Here is a 17437-nt window from a genome sequence, read left to right on the forward strand (position 1 = left end):
ATATGTCCATCCGTTTTGGCGCACACTATAGCCAAACATTCAAGCAAAGGATGGACTTATATGCGGGTATGGTTGGCCATTTGTCTCGTGATAACCGCAGTGTTGGGGGCGCCTTTCCAGACAGCGGCGGAGGCGAAGCCGCTCGTGATTGTGAACAAAGCGATCAATAAGCTCGCGCTCGTCCGCGACGGCCGCATCGAAGCCGTTTATCCGGTGGCGACCGGGGTCAATACCGATTTGACGCCGGAAGGAATGTTTACGGTGACGGTGAAGGCGAAACACCCGTATTATCGGAAAAAGAACATCCCGGGCGGGGCGCCGAACAATCCGCTCGGCACAAGGTGGATCGGCTTTAACGCGCGCGGGACGGACGGGCGCACGTACGGCATTCATGGCACGAACAACCCGGCGTCGATTGGCGGCTACGTTTCGCAAGGCTGTGTGCGCATGCACAACCGCGATGTCGAGCAGCTGTATGAACGGGTGCCCATCGGCGCCAACGTGCTCATTCTCCGCAGCAACGAATCGTTTTACGCCATTGCCAAACGGTACGGCGCTGTCCAATGAAAAACGCAAGCTTCCGGTTTCGGAGCTTGCGTTTTTTACGCCGGATCGCGCTTAAAACCACATGCTGATGCCGGCGAGGAGCGTCGTCAGCAGCATGCAAATGAGCATCAAGTAAACCACGAATTTTTGCGTTTTGCGCGACAACGGTCCGTCCTCCTTCCGTCCGCTGTTCTACGTTTATTGTAACGGCAAACAGCGGAGCGGACAAGGAAAAAAGCAGGATGAGAGATGAAACGGACCGCTCCATGGCTTGACCGTTGCGCAGACAAAGAAAAACAAAAAAAGCAGGATTTTTTGTCGAAACGGCGAATAATAAAATGTTGGCCTCATCATTTTGCAGCAAAGGAGACCAAGACGATGCAGGTGAAAAAAGTGGACCATATCGGCATTGCCGTCCGCTCGATCGAGAAAGCGCTTCCGTTTTATACAGATGTGCTCGGCCTGCCGTTTCTCGGCATCGAGGAAGTCGAGTCGGAGCAGGTGAAAGTGGCGTTTTTGCAGGCTGGAGAGGCGAAAATTGAACTTCTTGAGCCGCTGTCGCCAGAGAGCGCGGTGGCGAAATTTATCGAGAAGCGCGGCGAAGGGATTCATCATGTGGCGCTTGGGGTTGAAGACATCACCGAGCGCATCCGTGAGCTGAAGGAGCATGGCATCCGCATGATTCAAGATGCGCCAAAACGCGGCGCCGGCGGGGCGTGGGTGGCCTTCATGCACCCGAAATCGACCGGCGGCGTGTTGTACGAACTTTGTGAACGGACGAACCGAACGGAGGGACACCAATGAGCGACATGTACGATAAAATCAACGAACTGTATGACCGCCGGCGTGAGATTGAACTGGGCGGCGGCGATGAGAAAATCGAACAGCAGCACGCGAAAGGGAAGCTGACGGCGCGCGAGCGGATTGATTTGCTGTTGGACGAAGGGACGTTTGTCGAGCTCAATCCGTTCATCGAGCACCGCTGCACCGATTTTGGACTTGGCGAAAAGAAGGGGCCGGGCGATGGGGTCGTCACCGGCTACGGGAAGATCAATGGACGCACCGTATTTGTGTTCTCGCAAGATTTCACCGTCTTCGGCGGGGCGCTTGGGGAAATGCACGCGAAAAAAATCACGAACATCATGGATTTGGCGGCGAAAACCGGGGCGCCGGTCATCGGCTTGAACGATTCGGGCGGCGCCCGCATTCAAGAAGGGGTCTTGTCGCTTGACGGGTACGGGCACATTTTTTACCGCAACGCCATTTATTCCGGCGTCATCCCGCAAATTTCCGTCATTATGGGGCCGTGCGCCGGCGGGGCCGTCTATTCGCCGGCCATCACGGATTTTGTGTTCATGGTCGAAAAAACGAGCCAAATGTTCATCACCGGTCCGAAAGTGATTGAAGCGGTGACCGGGGAGAAAATCAGCGCCGAAGATTTAGGCGGCGCCCGCGTGCACAACACGATCAGCGGCAACGCTCATTTTGCGGCGGCGAATGAAGAGGAAGCGCTCGCCGAGGTGCGGCGGCTGCTTGGCTATTTGCCGTCAAACAATAACGAAAAGCCGCCGTTTGGCCCGATTCCGGACGGGGACGACTACCGCCCCGATTTGGCCGATGTCGTGCCGATTGACGCCGTCCGCCCGTACGATGTGCGCCACGTCATCGCCCACGTCGTCGATGACGGATCGTTTCTGGAAGTGCAAAAAGATTTCGCCAAAAACATCGTGATCGGCTTTGCCCGCATCAAAGGCGAAGTGGTGGGGCTTGTGTGCAACCAGCCGAAGTTTATGGCCGGCGGGCTTGACATTGATTCGTCCGACAAGGCGGCGCGTTTTATCCGTTTTTGCGATTCGTTCAACATCCCGATCATTACGTTTGAGGACGTCACCGGCTTTTTCCCGGGCGTCAAGCAGGAGCACGGCGGCATCATCCGCCATGGGGCGAAAATTTTGTACGCCTACTCGGAAGCAACGGTGCCGAAAATTACGGTCATTTTGCGGAAAGCGTACGGCGGCGCGTACGTCGCCTTAAACAGCAAATCGATCGGCGCCGATGTCGTCTATGCGTGGCCGAACGCCGAAGTGGCCGTCATGGGGCCGCAAGGGGCGGCGAACATCATTTTCGCGAGCGAAATTGAAAAAAGTCCGAATCCGGAAGAAACGCGGGCGCAAAAAATTGCCGAATACCGCGAGAAATTCGCCAATCCGTATGTCGCCGCCAAATACGGCATGATCGATGACGTCATCGACCCGCGCGATACGAGAATCAAGCTCATTCAGGCGCTCGAGATGCTTCGAAACAAGCACGAGGAGCGGCCGAAGAAAAAGCATGGCAATATTCCGCTGTAAAAACGGGGTCAAGGGGCCCCGTTTTGTTGCTTGGCCTCTATTTTCGCATACGGATTCGCGTCCATCAGGCTCATTCCGCTGCTATGTCTCCCATTGCTTACGGATTTTTTCGTCTGTCGAACCCGGGAGCTCGCGCTGGCGCATTGCGAACGTGGCTGTCAGCGCTGTGCGTGCCGATCGTTCCGGCGTCCGGTTTGGCTCTTGGCGGAACATTTCGGTATACTTAAGGTGGAATACATAAGCAGGAGGAAGAAAGTTATGGTCAATGAACAGCGTCTTGTCGACGAATTTTTGGAACTCGTGCAAATCGATTCAGAAACGAAGCATGAAGGGGAAATCGCCAACGTGCTCAAACAAAAGTTTGAAGCGCTCGGCCTTGAGGTGATCGAAGACGATGCCGCCGCGAAAACCGGGCACGGCGCCGGCAATTTGATTTGCACGCTCGCGGCGACGAAAGACGGGGTGGATCCGATTTATTTCACGTCGCATATGGATACGGTCGTGCCGGGCAAAGGCGTGAAGCCATCGATTCAAGACGGCTATGTCGTCACCGACGGGACGACGATTTTAGGCGCGGATGATAAAGCGGGCTTGGCGGCGATGTTGGAAGCGATTCGGGTGTTGAAAGAGCAAAACATCCCGCACGGCGTGATCCAGTTTATCATCACCGTCGGAGAAGAGTCGGGGCTTGTCGGGGCGAAGGCGCTCGATCCGTCGCTCATCCAAGCGAAATACGGCTATGCCTTGGACAGCGACGGCAAAGTCGGCAACATCGTCGTCGCCGCCCCGACGCAGGCGAAGCTGAAAGTGGTTGTGCACGGCAAAACCGCTCATGCCGGTGTGGCGCCTGAAAAAGGGGTGTCCGCCATTACGATTGCGGCGAAAGCGATCGCGAAAATGCCGCTCGGCCGCATCGACGAGGAAACAACGGCCAACATCGGCCGCTTTGAAGGCGGCACGCAAACGAACATCGTCTGCGACCGCGTCGATATTTTAGCGGAAGCCCGCTCGCTTGTCCCGGAAAAAATGGAAGCGCAAGTGGCGAAAATGAAAGAGGCGTTTGAAACGGTCGCCGCGGAAATGGGCGGCCGCGCCGATGTCGAAGTGGAAGTGATGTACCCGGGCTTTAAGTTCAGCGACGGCGACCATGTCGTGGAAATCGCCAAACGGGCGGCGGCGAAAATCGGACGGCCGTGCAAGCTCGAGCGAAGCGGCGGCGGCAGCGATGCCAATATCATCGCCGGCTTCGGCATTCCGACGGTCAACCTCGCTGTCGGCTATGAAGAGATCCATACGACGAACGAGCGGATGCCGATTGAAGAGTTGGTCAAACTGACGGAAATGGTCATCGCCATTGTCGAAGAAGTCGCCAATGCCGAGTGAGCATCCCCGAGGCTGGATGCTCTTTTTCTCGAGCGGGGAACATTCGCGCTGAAAATAGGATGAAAGCTGCCGATAAAAAAAGCAAAGGCAAGATGTTGAAGAAGAGAGGGCTGGGGAATGGACAAATATGTCATCTTTCGCGTTGAGCGGGAACAGTACGCCGTTTCGATCGCGTATGTCGTCTCGATTGAAAAAATGACAGAGCCGACCGCCGTTCCGCATATGCCGGACTATATGGCCGGCGTCGTGCGCATCCGCGGCGAGCTCGTGCCAGTGCTTGATATGCGGGAATTGTTGTACGGAAGAGCGATTGAGGAAACGGATCAGACACGCTTCATTGTCGCCGCTGTGGATGGCTTGTCGGTCGCGTTTATCGTCGATGAGGCGAAAGAGATCGCCGATATTGAGCCTGAGGCCATTAAACCGCTTCAACTGATGTCCGCGGAGCGCACGCCGTATGTAGTCGGGATGGCGGCGCAAGCCGACCGGCTGTTGACCGTGCTTGACCCGCGCGTCTTGTTTGCCCATTTGGACGAGGCAGAGGAGATTCGCGAGCAGGTGGCCGCTGCCCAAGCCGCTGTCCGGGCAGGAGAGACGGTATAGGTGTTTGCCTATACCGTTTTTTCTTCCGCGCATATCCTAATCATGGAAATGAACTTCAACTCATGAAGAGGAGGCGCATTCCATGGTTCGACCGTTTGGCCCGTATCCGGGCGGCTTTTATCCGCCGTACTTTGGCGGCTACGGCCACTATCCGTATGGCTACTATCCTTATTGGCACGGGGGCTACGGCGGCTATCACCATTTTCCATACGGGATGTATGATGGCCACTATCCGTTTTCCCCATACGGCTTCCCGCACTATGGAGGCTACTAAGCATGAGGGGCGTTGCGCCCCTTTCATTTTCAATATGAAAATGGCAAACAAATCCGTCGTGCAGACTCGTTCATAAATCGGTTTAGAAAAACTTGCAGGCAAGCGTAAACGTATGGTATGTTGTTTGATGAACAAACCAAAACGGAAAGGGACGTTGGACAATGGCGAAACAGCAAATCGGCGTCATCGGACTGGCGGTCATGGGGAAAAACTTGGCGTTGAACATTGAAAGCAAAGGCTATTCAGTGGCGGTATACAACCGTTCGCGCGAAAAAACGGACGAGTTTTTGCAAGAAGCGAAAGGAAAAAACATTGTCGGTACATACAGCATCGAAGAATTCGTCAACGCCTTGGAAAAACCGCGGAAAATTTTGCTGATGGTGAAAGCGGGAGCGCCGACGGACGCGACGATCGAACAGCTGAAGCCGCATTTGGAGAAAGGCGATATTGTAATTGACGGCGGCAATACGTATTTTAAGGATACGCAACGCCGCAATAAAGAACTCGCTGAACTCGGCATTCACTTTATCGGCACAGGGGTCTCCGGCGGTGAGGAAGGGGCGCTGAAAGGCCCGTCGATCATGCCGGGTGGGCAAAAAGAAGCGCATGAGCTCGTGCGCCCGATTTTTGAAGCCATCGCTGCGAAAGTCGACGGCGAGCCGTGCACGACGTACATCGGTCCGGACGGCGCGGGGCATTATGTCAAAATGGTGCATAACGGCATTGAATACGGCGACATGCAGCTGATCGCTGAAGCGTACTTCCTGCTCAAACATGTGCTCGGCATGGATGCTGCAGAGCTGCACGAAGTGTTTGCCGACTGGAACAAAGGCGAATTGAACAGCTACTTGATTGAAATTACGGCCGACATTTTCACGAAAATCGATGAAGAAACAGGCAAGCCGCTTGTTGATGTCATTTTGGACAAAGCTGGGCAAAAAGGGACGGGCAAATGGACGAGCCAAAACGCCCTCGATTTGGGCGTGCCGCTGCCGATCATCACGGAATCGGTGTTCGCCCGTTTCATCTCGGCGATGAAAGACGAGCGCGTGAAAGCAAGCAAAGTGCTGGCAGGCCCAGCGGTGAAGCCGTTTGAAGACGACCGCGGCCACTTCATCGAAGCCGTGCGCCGCGCGCTTTATATGAGCAAAATTTGCTCGTACGCCCAAGGATTTGCGCAAATGAAGGCGGCTTCTGAGGAATACAACTGGAACTTGCGCTATGGCGACATCGCCATGATCTTCCGCGGCGGCTGCATCATCCGCGCGCAATTTTTGCAAAAAATTAAAGAGGCGTACGACCGCGATCCGGCGCTTTCGAACTTGCTCTTGGATCCGTATTTCAAAGACATTGTCGAACGCTACCAAGACGCGCTCCGCGAAATCGTCGCCACCGCGGCGATGCGCGGCATTCCAGTGCCAGGATTCGCAAGCGCCCTCGCCTATTACGACAGCTACCGCACCGCGGTGCTCCCAGCCAACTTAATCCAAGCGCAGCGCGACTACTTCGGCGCCCACACGTACGAACGCGTCGACAAAGAAGGCATTTTCCATACGGAATGGTTGAAATAAGCGAAAAACCCTTAGAGCCGAAGGCGGTTCTAAGGGTTTTTTGGTGCTTGATGAAACGAAAGCTTCCCCAAGTGCGGCTTGCAAGCAGAAAACTCTTCCATCACACGGCCGAAATCGCGGATGCCGCAAACGTCGTACGACCATTGTTCCAAACGTGCTTTGATTTCTTGAAACAACGTCACATCATCTTCAATGAGCAAAATGTTCAACTTTGCCTCACCCCACTTGTTTCTATTGGGAGCTCCGTTTTCATTATATTTGTTTGACCGTTCGGGGGAAAGGAGGTTCAAAATGGAAAGCATGAAAATGTATTAGACAGCAAAGCGATGGCCGCTGTTCGTGATCGGCGGCAGTTGGTGTATGCGGCCGAACGGGGTGCGTATGGCAAAAAGAGCTTGAAGTGATGATCAACGGTGGGCTATCATGGATATTGAGGATGGATAAGGAATGGTCAAATGTCGGTGCTCGATTGTTTGAGCTATGCTATGCGCAAGGAATGTATAGGAATTAGCAATCATCGTTTGACGGGGGATTGGAATGGGAACAACATTTAGGAAAGGTTTTTTATTTTGTCTCTTCTTGTTTATCTGTCTTTTCCATGTTTTTCCTTCCGCTAAAGCGGAAGCGGCGGGACCGCGTACGCAACAGCTTCCTGGGCGCGTGCTCGATTGGGTCATGGATGATCAAAATGGGTATATTTATGCGCTCACGGAAAAGGGGATGTTATTATTTATTGAAGCGAGCACATTGTCGATCAAAAAGCAGGAACCCGTTTCTCTGCGGGCATACAGCGCTTTATGGCGGAAATATGCCCAGCGGTCGGTCACTCTTCTTTTGCGGGACGGGAAGCTGTATGTGCCGTCTGAAACATCGATAGACGTTTTTGACGTCAAAACGAAACGGCTGATTCAACGAGCCCCGTATAACGGATTGCCGTTTGGCCTATTAGGCAACAAAATCGTAACTTTCGGAAAGCAGTACGGGCGCGGGAAGACGACGTATGAGATGTACATGTGGGATTTGGCGGCGAAACGCCAAACAAGCCGGCTGATTGCTGATCCTAACTTTTTTTCTGTTTTTTCAGAGGAAAATACGTTGTTTTTCGATGAGAAGAGAGGTCTAGCCTTCATCGGCCGCAATGTTTCCATTCCTGATTTAGCGGTATTGCGCCTGTTCGATTTGAAGGTGGTGAAGCGAGTTTCGTATCAAGGGCCGAGAGGTAGCGCTCCCACCCATCCGCTCATCGTTGACGGAAGCGATGTGTTTTTTGCGGGAAGGCGCATTGATGCCGGAAATATCAACATGGTGCACGACTGTTATAACGGCCCCGTTTTAGATGTTCAAGGGGCCTATGTGGTGACAAATAAGGCGGTGTATGACCGTTACACCTCTGCTAAGATAAACGCGCTTCCATTCCCGACGAACTATGCGTTGATGGATGCAAAGTACAATTTGTATTTGATCAAAGAAGGGGAAAATCGAATTTATAAATATCCATTGCCGGCCGATGAGAGCTATTATGTTCGATCGTCCCATTATGCTTTCACCAATGTCCCCATTTCCCATTTGGCTTATGATTCGTCGACCGGATGGTTGTATGTGTTGTCCGCCGAAGACAGCAAACTGTTTGTCATTCGCGCCAGCGACATGAAAATGGTGAAAGAAATTCATCCCGGACCGCAGCCGACGGATGTAAAAATTGATGGCGGCAAGGTGTATGTTGCGCTATCGGGAGCGACGAAAATGGCGATTTACGACGCCAAAACAATGCAGTTTCTTGGAACGGTGCCGCTGATCGCTGCTCCGCGTTCATTGGCGATCGGGGACGGGAAAATTTTCTTCACGGACAATAGCCGCACGTTGACGGGATCGATTGCCGTTTATGATATGAAGACGAAAAAACAATGGCGAATCCCAAAGGTATTCATCAATCCGTTGATTGGGTATGACGAAAAACAAAATGTATTGTATGTCGGACAGGAAGGAACATCGGATCATGATCTGTATGCGGTGCGGCTTTCCGATTGGCATGTTTCGCAACTATTGTCCTTCCCTGGAGGGGATGATGCCTTTTTTATGAACGGCGGGGAGATTTTTTACGGAAAGGCGCGCATCAATCCAGCCCAGCCCGGCGCATTGGTGGCCGCTGAATTTCCGGAGCCGCTGCGGGCGGCGAGCCGTCAATATATCATCACCAGCCGTGCCATTTATAACCGGGCAACAGGAACGAAAATCGCCGATTTGTCATCTGAAGCGTTGCTCGCAACGGCTGGAGATGATGGAATGATCTTCACGTATCGAAAAGTGGCTACGAACCATTATTTGATTAAGCAAAAACTGTCTCAATAAAATTGCCATTGCTGGGAGCGTTGGTGCTTCTCCAAAGCGCATGAAACAGTTTTCACAACGTCTAGACGGGCTCGTACCTCCGCCCGTCTAGTTTTATCATCCTAAACCGAGAAGACCCCCCACTTCCACGCGTGAGCGTAAGTGGGGGATGAATCGTTATTCGCCATCGATCTCCCTCTTGACAATTGTGCTCGTGTTGCGGGCATCGGCAGGTTGAGGTGAAATCGCTCGACATCCGTCAGTGGATGTGCCCAAACGGCGGAGCCGAACATGACCGGGACCATAACGCCGCCCGAACTATTTTGCAGGAAGGGCTTCGTTTGCTGTTTTGGTAAGACCACTAAACCGTGGGACGCACGGGGATGGCTTGGTTGACAAGCCTGCCTTAGGGCGGGTGTTCAAGAATCTCCCACCTCTAAGCGTGAGCGTAGGTGGGAGAGCGTTCAAAAAGAAGCAAATATGTCATAATGAGGATGATGCCCAAGGGTGAATTTTCCAAGGCGTTCAATCACTTAAACACGTCTGTTCACAGATAGGAGGGTCTTTCCATGTCACAACAGCGTAAATCGATCATCCCCGACGACTTTTTATGGGGCGGGGCGGTGACGTCGTTCCAGACGGAAGGGGCGTGGAACGAAGGCGGCAAAGGGCTGTCGATCGTTGATGCGCGCCCGATTCCAAAAGGGCATTCCGATTGGAAAGTGGCGGTCGATTTTTACCATCGCTACAAAGAAGACATCGCTTTGTTCAAGGAGCTCGGCTTTACCGCCTACCGGACGAGCATCGCTTGGACGCGCATTTTTCCGGACGGGGAAGGGGAGCCGAATGAAGCGGGCTTGGCGTTTTATGACGCCGTGTTTGATGAATTGAGAGCGAACGGCATCGAGCCGGTCATTACGCTGTACCATTTTGATTTGCCGCTGGCGTTGGCCAAGAAATACAACGGCTTTGCCTCGCGAAAGGTCGTCGACTTGTTTGAGCGGTACGCGCGCACCGTATTTGAGCGTTACCGCGGGAAAGTGAACTATTGGCTGACGTTCAACGAACAAAATTTAGTGCTCGAACAACCGCATTTATGGGGGGCGATCTGCCCGGAAGACGAAGACCCGGAAGCGTTTGCCTACCGCGTCTGTCATAATGTGTTCATCGCCCACGCGAAAGCCGTGAAGGCGCTGCGCGAAATCGCTCCCGAGGCGAAGATCGGCGGGATGGTGACGTATTTGACGATGTATCCGGCGACATGCCGGCCGGAAGACGCTTTGGCGAACGTGCAGGCGAAAGAGCTGTTCATTGATTTCTTCTTTGATGTGTTCGCCCGCGGCGCCTATCCGCGTTATGTGACGAATCAGCTTGAGAAAAAAGGAATCTGCCTGCCGCTCGAAGCGGGGGATGAGGAGTTGCTCCGTTCGCAGACGGTCGACTTTTTGTCGTTCAGCTACTATCAAAGCCAAATCGTCCGCCATCAGGAACAGGATGAGCGGATCATCAAAGGGCTTGAACCGAATCCCTATTTGCCAAAGACGAAATGGGGCTGGGCGATCGATCCGATCGGTTTGCGGATTGCCTTAAAAGACGTGTACGCCCGTTACGAAATGCCGATTTTCATCACCGAAAACGGCATCGGGCTTGAGGAGGAGCTGAATGAGAACGGCACGGTCGACGATGACGAGCGGATCGACTATCTGCGCCGCCATATCGAACAAATGAAGATGGCCATGGAAGAAGGGGTCGAGGTGATCGGCTATTTGATGTGGGGGGCGACGGATCTATTAAGCTCGCAAGGGGAGATGCGCAAGCGCTACGGCGTCATTTTCGTCAACCGCGACGACGAGAACTTGCGCGATTTGAAGCGCTATAAGAAAAAAAGTTTTTATTGGTTCCAGCGCGTCATTCGCACGAACGGGGAAGAGCTGTAAAAAGAGGCGGGGAAGCCCCGCCTTTTCACCAGTTCTTTGGACGATCGTGGCGAATGTTCAATCGTTTCAAATATTTGCGAGCCACTTAGTTTTCCTCCCCGTCTTTCAATTCTTTTGCTCCCATCGTACGATATACTTCATCTCGGATTTCCTCAACGGGGCGGAACGGCTGATTGGTTTTGAGAATGCCGATTAATTGTGACAAGCGATATTTCTTCGTGACTTCCACTTTGATTTCCCCATCTTCATTTACAATAAACGTAAAATCGTCGCCTTCAGCAAGGCCTAATGTTTTCCTGATTTCAGCAGGAATGACCACTTGCCCTCGGCTAGACAGTTTGCTTGTCGCTTTCATGACGATAGGCGATGGTTGAGCAGAAACATTCCCCTTCTCCATCGATGCGTTCACTCCTTTCGAGAACGCTTTTTATACTTATGTTTGTGTTGAATCAATCATTAAAAATCGTATGATTTTTTGTCCAGCAAGAAACATGTGTGGTCAGCAACGATATGAGAACGGACGTTGAACGCCCTCTTGCCCCGTTCACACATAGACATGGGGTCTTCTTGAATGAGAATGAAAAAAATCGGTCCCATCAAGGGGCCGACTGTTTTTACGGCTCGCGGTCAAACAGCAAGACGCGCGCCGGGGCGGCGTCGGTGCCGACGAGTTTGAGCGGAGCGGCGACCATGAAATAGCGTCCTTCGGGGACGTCTTTCAGCCGCAGCCCTTCGATGATGATGACACCGGCCGAAAACAGCGTTTTATGAGTCGGGTGGCCTTCCTGCGCCCGTTCGATGCCAAGGGCGTCGATGCCGACGCCGCGGATTTGTTTGTCGGCCAAATAACGGGCCGCGTCTTCGGCGACGAAAATAAACTCGAAATGGAACGCGTCTTCGAACGAATTTTTCGTTTTGAACAACACAAAGTCGCCTTCTTGAATGTCAAGATGCGCGATGTCGTCTTTCGTGATCCGGTCGTTGACATGCGTCAAATCGAACAGCTTGCACGGGCCGACGAGGTCGTTCAATGGAATCGTTTCAAACGTCGCCCCGCCTTCGACCATATGGAGGGGCGCGTCAATGTGCGTGCCGGTGTGCACGTCCATGTCAATGCGCGATTCGGTCACATAACCGTTGGTGATCGTTGTGCGTTTCGGCTGTTTTTCTGGTTTGTTTTTATACACGGGCATGCCCTCGTAAATCGGGGCGGTGACGTCATACACCTTCATCGTTCATTCGCTCCTTTGCATGAGGGATAAAGGGGCAAGCGCCCCATGTTGGTTTGTCAAAGAGGACGCGATAGGCGCAACAGGCGGGCCATCGCGTCTTTACGAACGCGGATGCTCGATCGGCCACCAGTGGAAGCCGTCTTTTTTGAGCAGCTCGTCCGCGGCCGCCGGGCCCATGGAGCCAGCCGCGTAGTTCGGAAAGTCGGAAGCTTTTGTGTTCGCCCACACCTCAGAAATTGGGTCGACAAACTGCCATGACGCTGCTACCTCATCCCAATGGGTGAAGTTTGTCGCGTCGCCGCGCATGCAGTCGTACAGCAGCTTTTCGTACGCTTCCGGCGTGTTGATCCCATCGATGCAGTTGTTGCAATAGTCGAGTTGAAATGGAGCTGTTATGGTCGTCGATTCCCCGGTTTTTTTGCCGTTTAAATGAAGGGTGATCCCTTCGTCCGGCTGGATGTGGATGACGAGCAAGTTCGGGGCGATCGTCTCATTCGTCCGGTAATACAAGTTCATCGGTACATCTTTAAATTGGACGACGATTTTCGTCGATTTTTCCGCCATCCGTTTGCCGGTGCGAATGTAAAACGGCACGCCAGCCCAACGGAAGTTGTCGATCAGGAGTTTTCCAGCGACGAACGTTTCCGTGTTCGAGTCCGGATCGACGTTCGGCTCCTCGCGATACGCCGGCACGTTTTTGCCGTGGATCACCCCGCGCCCGTATTGGCCGCGCACGAAATAGCGGTCGACTTCATCGTGCGCAATCGGGCGCAAGGCGCGCAACACTTTCACTTTTTCATGGCGGATGTCATCGGTCGTTAATTTGATCGGCGGTTCCATCGCCAACAGAGCGACCATTTGCAGCATATGGTTTTGCACCATGTCGCGCAGCGCCCCGGAATGGTCGTAGTAGCGGCCGCGGTCTTCGACGCCGAGCGTTTCGCTCGATGTGATTTGAATGTTGGCGATGAACCGGTTGTTCCAAAGCGGCTCGAAAATGGCGTTTGAAAAGCGGATGACCTCGATGTTTTGCACCATTTCTTTGCCGAGGTAATGGTCGATCCGGTAGATTTCCCGCTCGGAAAAGACGCGGCGAATCTCGTCATTCAGCTTCTCGGCGCTCGCCAAGTCATGCCCGAACGGCTTTTCGATGACGAGCCGCTTAAAGCCGTGCGTTTCCGTCAATCCTTCCGACTGCAAGCGGGAAGTAACGGTGCCGAAAAATTCCGGCGCCATCGCCAAATAAAAGATGCGGTTGCCTTCGGTCTTGTATGTGCCGTCGAGCTGTTCGAGGAGCGACTTTAAGCGCTGGTACGACTCGGCTTCCGTCACGTCGAACGGATGGTAATAGAAATGGGAGGTGAATCGGCCGTCGGCGAGCTTTTGGTGAAACGCCGTTTCGACCGAGTCGCGCACATAGTTCCGGAACTCGTCGGCCGACAACGGGCGGCGCGCGACGCCGACGACAGCGAATTGCTCGTTCAAATGCCCTTTTTCATACAGGCGGTAAAGGGACGGAAACAGTTTCCGTTTCGCCAAATCTCCCGTCGCTCCGAAAATGACGATGATCGATTTCGGATTCATGTTGTCCACCGTATGTACCTCGCTTTAACCAAATTTGTCTCTTCAATGAAACCATTGTAGAGGTTTGCCGGTCGGAACGCAAACACTTTGTTGCTTTCCGGCGGGAAAGCGTTTATGTTCATGAAAGAGCCGGGCGCCAACCCGGCGTTTTTGAGCGCAAAAGAAAGTTGAAAAGCCGTTTTGACATTGGTACGCTAACAACAGGCAATGTTGAGCGAGAAAAAGGAGTGAAGCGCGTTGGAACTGTTGTTTTTAGGCACGGGTGCCGGCGTGCCGGCCAAAGAGCGCAACGTATCGTCCGTCGCCCTGCAGCTGCTTGGCGAACGCGGGGCGACATGGCTGTTTGACTGCGGCGAAGCGACGCAGCATCAAATTTTGCATACCGCCATTCGCCCGCGCCGCATCGAGCATATTTTTATTACGCACTTGCATGGCGACCATTTGTTCGGATTGCCTGGACTGCTAGGCAGCCGTTCGTTTCAAAGCGGCGAGACGCCGCTTACGGTTTTCGGCCCAAAAGGCATTCGCGCGTTTGTCGAAACGGCCCTTGCCGTCAGCGGGACAAAGCTCCGCTATGAACTGAACATTGTGGAGATCGATGAGGGCGTCATTTTTGACGATGAACGGTTTTCCGTCATCGCCAAACGGCTCGATCACGGCATGCCGTCATACGGTTTCCGCGTCGTTGAAAAAGATTTGCCCGGCCCGCTCTTGGTCGAGCGATTGCAAGCACTCGGCGTCCGCCCCGGCCCGATTTATCAAGAAATTAAGCAAGGAAAAACGGTCGTGCTGGATGACGGCACGGTCATCGACGGGCGCGAATTTGTCGGGCCGCCGCAAAAGGGGAGAATCGTCGCCGTGTTGGGCGACACCCGTTTTTGCGAAGCGGCGATTGAACTCGCCCGCGATGCCGATGTCGTCGTCCACGAGGCGACGTTTGCCGCGGCGGAACAGCGGCTGGCCCATGACTATTTCCATTCCACGACCACAGACGCAGCCGAGGTGGCGAGGCGGGCCGGGGCGAAGCGGCTTATTTTGACCCATATCAGCTCTCGCTACCAAGGTGAGGCGGCGCTGCAGCTCGTCGCCGAGGCGCGCAGCGTGTTTCCGAACACCGAGCTCGCCGTTGATTTCGCCTCGTTTTCGATCCCGCGCGGTTAAAACCGCCAGCCGCGCTCATATTGGACGGGCGCCGAGATTTTTGCGCCCAGCTCTCTCGCCGCGGCGTATGGCCAATACGGGTTGCGCAGCAGCTCGCGCCCCAAAAAGACGAGATCGGCGCGGCCGTTTTGCAAAATTTCTTCCGCTTGCCAGCCGGACGTAATGAGGCCGACAGCGCCGGTCGGGATGTCTGCTTCACGGCGGATCAGTTCGGCAAATGGCACTTGGTAGCCGGGATAGACGTTCATGCGCGCCGGAACAATAGCGCCGGAGCTGACATCGACGAGGTCGACTCCTTGTTCTTTCATCCGCTTGGCGTATGGGACATAGTCTTTGGCCGTCAGCCCGTCCGGATGGTAGTCGGACGCCGAGATGCGGACAAAAAGCGGTCCGTCCCACACCTCGCGGACAGCGTCGATCACCTCGCCCAAGAAACGGTAACGGTTTTCCGGAGAGCCGCCGTACTCGTCTTGGCGCCGGTTGGAGAGCGGCGATAAAAATTCGTTAATGAGGTAGCCGTGGGCGGCATGGATTTCAATGACGTCAAAGCCGGCTTCCTTCGCGCGCCGTGCGCCGTTTTGGAACGCTTGCACCGTTTCTTCAATGTCGGCTTTCGTCATTTCTTTTGGCGTCGGCGACGAATCATCAAACGGGACGGCTGACGGAGCGATGATCTCTCCCGGCACTTGCGATTTTCTCCCCGCATGGGCAAGCTGGATGCCGATGGCCGCCCCATGCTCTTTCACAAGCCCAACGAGTTCGCGAAGCCCGGCGATATGGTCATCGCTCCAAATGCCTAAGTCGCGTTCAGAAATGCGACCTTGCGGCGTCACGCCGGTCGCTTCAACGATAATCAAGCCGACTTGGCCGACAGCGCGAGCCGGGTAGTGGATTTTATGCCACGTGCGTACGGCGCCGTCTTTCGTGTCGCACGAATACATGCACATCGGCGACATGACAATTCGGTTTTTCAGCGTCAGCCCGCGGATTGTATACGGCGAAAACAGCATCGTGTTCATGACAAGCAGCTCCTTTCTAGGCCAATGAATGGTTCATTACTGAATGATAGCACGCTGCTTATCAAAAACAAAATAAAACGGATTGTCGCCGTGTTCGGGCTAGGCGGGAAAAGGAGCGGCGCGCTCCGGAGGTCCGCTCTTTACGCTTCGGCGATGGCAGCGAGAAGAGCGCTGCCGAGCTCTTCGGAGCGGGCCGTCGCCCGGCGGATGCAGGCGATGACCGCTTCTTGGAACCGGTATTGCTCAAGCACGCCAATGCCGGCTTCGGTCGTGCCGCCTGGGCTCGTGACTTCACGGCGCAGGACGGATGGGTGCTTGTCGGACGCTTTTAGCATCTCGGCTGCGCCGATGATCGTTTGCAAAATGAGCCGTTTGGCGACACCTCGCTCAAGGCCGATGTCGGCCGCCGCTTTTTCCATCGCTTCGACCAAGTAATACACATACGCCGGACCGCTCCCGGACAGGCCGGTGACCGCATGCAAGTCCTTCTCCGGCACAACAGCGACGATGCCGACCGTTTCAAACAGCTGTTTGGCGACCTCAAGATGTTCTTTCGCGGCGAAGCGGCCGCCGGCGATCGCGGTCGCTGATAAGCCGACGGCGGCGGATGTGTTTGGCATGGCGCGCACGACAGGGATGTTGCGTCCGGCGAGCCGTTCGATCGTCTCGGTCGTGATGCCGGCGAGCAGTGAAAGAATGAGCTGATGGGCGCGGAGGGTCGGTGCGATGGCGTTCATCGCTTCGACGACGTCTTTCGGCTTCATCGCCAAAATGACGATATCCGCTTGTTTGACGGCTTCTTGCGCGCAACCCGCCGTGCAAACACCGTATTGGCGCGCCAGCTCCTCGAGCCGAGCGCGGTTTTGTCGGTTGGCGACGACAATGTGCGCCGGATGGCAAAACGCTTTCGTCATGCCGGCGATGAGCGCTTCCGCCATCGAGCCGGCGCCGATGAGCGCGATCGTTCGTTCGTTGTTCATCATTCCACTCCTCCTTGCCTTGGTGTATCCATCCAAAAGAAAAAGGTTTCCCGTCCTGCAAAAGGACGGAAAACCTTCGTTTCCGCGGTACCACCTTTTTTGGCCCGATTTGGCCCAAGCGCCAAACAGGCCCGACTCTGCCCCGATAACGCCGGGGAGGCGTTTAGGTTGGCCTAACAGCTCCTAGGGTAGGTTCAACCGCAAAGAGGGCCGCAAAGCCTTCCAGCCGCGGGCTTCGCTCTCTGGTGCCGTTTGCGGTTTACTGGCCCTGTTCATCGCCGGTTTGCCGTATCCGTGATGTTATTAGTCATTATGCCGCGGGACAGGCGCTGTTGTCAAGAGAGGAGAGCGAATTTTTTTGCAATTTCGTCGTGCGGAAGAAAAAGGCATGACAAATGGATGAAATCGGTGTAAACTGTAAAATAAAATATAATGAATAACTATTCATTTTGACTGATGAAACGGTTC

Annotated in this window: 17 protein-coding genes and 1 pseudogene; 11 read left to right on the forward strand and 7 right to left on the reverse strand. The window is 54.2% G+C overall.

What is annotated here, in order from left to right; translation table 11 throughout:
• Nucleotides 1-60 precede the first annotated feature (60 nt).
• Entirely contained in the window at nt 61-567 is a 507-nt protein-coding gene (locus T260_RS134415) for a L,D-transpeptidase (protein ID WP_023633510.1), read from the forward strand.
• 51 nt (nt 568-618) lie between these two features.
• Here the strand turns inward: T260_RS134415 and prli42 are convergent, their stop codons facing one another.
• Nucleotides 619-711, reverse strand: a complete 93-nt coding sequence (gene prli42 / locus T260_RS1000000139745) for a stressosome-associated protein Prli42 (RefSeq protein ID WP_012820630.1) — start codon at nt 709-711, stop codon at nt 619-621.
• Between the two features lie 213 nt (nt 712-924).
• Between prli42 and mce the strand changes: the two genes are divergently transcribed.
• From mce to gnd, 6 genes are all read left to right on the forward strand, one after another.
• A complete protein-coding gene (mce, locus tag T260_RS0119745) occupies nt 925-1350 on the forward strand; it encodes a methylmalonyl-CoA epimerase (RefSeq protein WP_025038880.1) in 426 nt (141 codons plus the stop codon).
• Nucleotides 1347-2897 carry an acyl-CoA carboxylase subunit beta gene (locus T260_RS134410; RefSeq protein WP_021322087.1) on the forward strand — a complete coding sequence of 517 codons (1551 nt, stop codon included), beginning with the start codon at nt 1347-1349 and terminating at the stop codon, nt 2895-2897. Before mce ends, T260_RS134410 begins: the two co-directional genes overlap by 4 nt.
• Before the next feature lie 258 nt (nt 2898-3155).
• Nucleotides 3156-4280, forward strand: a complete 1125-nt coding sequence (locus tag T260_RS134405) for a tripeptidase T (RefSeq protein WP_023633512.1) — start codon at nt 3156-3158, stop codon at nt 4278-4280.
• Between the two features lie 117 nt (nt 4281-4397).
• A complete protein-coding gene (locus tag T260_RS134400) occupies nt 4398-4883 on the forward strand; it encodes a chemotaxis protein CheW (RefSeq protein ID WP_023633513.1) in 486 nt (161 codons plus the stop codon).
• Nucleotides 4884-4965: 82 nt separating this feature from the next.
• Nucleotides 4966-5157 (forward strand): hypothetical protein, encoded by a 192-nt coding sequence (locus T260_RS134395; protein ID WP_012820645.1) that lies wholly within the window; start codon nt 4966-4968, stop codon nt 5155-5157.
• A gap of 161 nt (nt 5158-5318) precedes the next feature.
• Nucleotides 5319-6728 carry an NADP-dependent phosphogluconate dehydrogenase gene (gene gnd / locus T260_RS134390; protein WP_023633514.1) on the forward strand — a complete coding sequence of 470 codons (1410 nt, stop codon included), beginning with the start codon at nt 5319-5321 and terminating at the stop codon, nt 6726-6728.
• Between the two features lie 68 nt (nt 6729-6796).
• Here the strand turns inward: gnd and T260_RS1000000140725 are convergent.
• Nucleotides 6797-6937: pseudogene (locus T260_RS1000000140725) on the reverse strand (response regulator); the annotation flags it as partial.
• A gap of 511 nt (nt 6938-7448) precedes the next feature.
• Between T260_RS1000000140725 and T260_RS134380 the strand changes: the two are divergent.
• From T260_RS134380 to T260_RS134375, 3 genes are all read left to right on the forward strand, one after another.
• Nucleotides 7449-9077 carry a YncE family protein gene (locus T260_RS134380; RefSeq protein WP_223812584.1) on the forward strand — a complete coding sequence of 543 codons (1629 nt, stop codon included), beginning with the start codon at nt 7449-7451 and terminating at the stop codon, nt 9075-9077.
• Between the two features lie 185 nt (nt 9078-9262).
• Nucleotides 9263-9412: a zinc ribbon domain-containing protein gene (locus tag T260_RS1000000138555; RefSeq protein WP_075261432.1), complete on the forward strand. Its 150-nt coding sequence runs from the start codon at nt 9263-9265 to the stop codon at nt 9410-9412.
• Between the two features lie 213 nt (nt 9413-9625).
• Nucleotides 9626-10993, forward strand: a complete 1368-nt coding sequence (locus T260_RS134375; protein ID WP_023633515.1) for a glycoside hydrolase family 1 protein — start codon at nt 9626-9628, stop codon at nt 10991-10993.
• A gap of 85 nt (nt 10994-11078) precedes the next feature.
• Here the strand turns inward: T260_RS134375 and T260_RS134370 are convergent, their stop codons facing one another.
• The 3 genes from T260_RS134370 to zwf all read right to left on the reverse strand — a co-directional run bounded on the left by T260_RS134370 (nt 11079) and on the right by zwf (nt 13818).
• A complete protein-coding gene (locus T260_RS134370) occupies nt 11079-11390 on the reverse strand; it encodes an AbrB/MazE/SpoVT family DNA-binding domain-containing protein (protein ID WP_023633516.1) in 312 nt (103 codons plus the stop codon).
• 217 nt (nt 11391-11607) lie between these two features.
• Nucleotides 11608-12225, reverse strand: a complete 618-nt coding sequence (locus tag T260_RS134365) for a cyclase family protein (RefSeq protein ID WP_011231817.1) — start codon at nt 12223-12225, stop codon at nt 11608-11610.
• A gap of 99 nt (nt 12226-12324) precedes the next feature.
• A complete protein-coding gene (gene zwf / locus T260_RS134360) occupies nt 12325-13818 on the reverse strand; it encodes a glucose-6-phosphate dehydrogenase (protein WP_011231816.1) in 1494 nt (497 codons plus the stop codon).
• A gap of 228 nt (nt 13819-14046) precedes the next feature.
• On the opposite strand from zwf, the gene rnz reads away from it, so the two are divergent.
• A complete protein-coding gene (rnz, locus tag T260_RS134355) occupies nt 14047-14970 on the forward strand; it encodes a ribonuclease Z (RefSeq protein WP_015375332.1) in 924 nt (307 codons plus the stop codon).
• Here the strand turns inward: rnz and namA are convergent.
• Nucleotides 14967-15989 carry an NADPH dehydrogenase NamA gene (gene namA / locus T260_RS134350; RefSeq protein WP_011231814.1) on the reverse strand — a complete coding sequence of 341 codons (1023 nt, stop codon included), beginning with the start codon at nt 15987-15989 and terminating at the stop codon, nt 14967-14969. The genes rnz and namA overlap by 4 nt on opposite strands.
• A gap of 140 nt (nt 15990-16129) precedes the next feature.
• Nucleotides 16130-16969, reverse strand: a complete 840-nt coding sequence (gene proI, locus T260_RS134345) for a pyrroline-5-carboxylate reductase ProI (RefSeq protein ID WP_031212331.1) — start codon at nt 16967-16969, stop codon at nt 16130-16132.
• Nucleotides 16970-17437 lie beyond the last annotated feature (468 nt).

It is taken from the genome of Geobacillus thermopakistaniensis (assembly GCF_000498995.1).
In the GTDB taxonomy this organism is placed as follows: domain Bacteria; phylum Bacillota; class Bacilli; order Bacillales; family Anoxybacillaceae; genus Geobacillus; species Geobacillus thermoleovorans.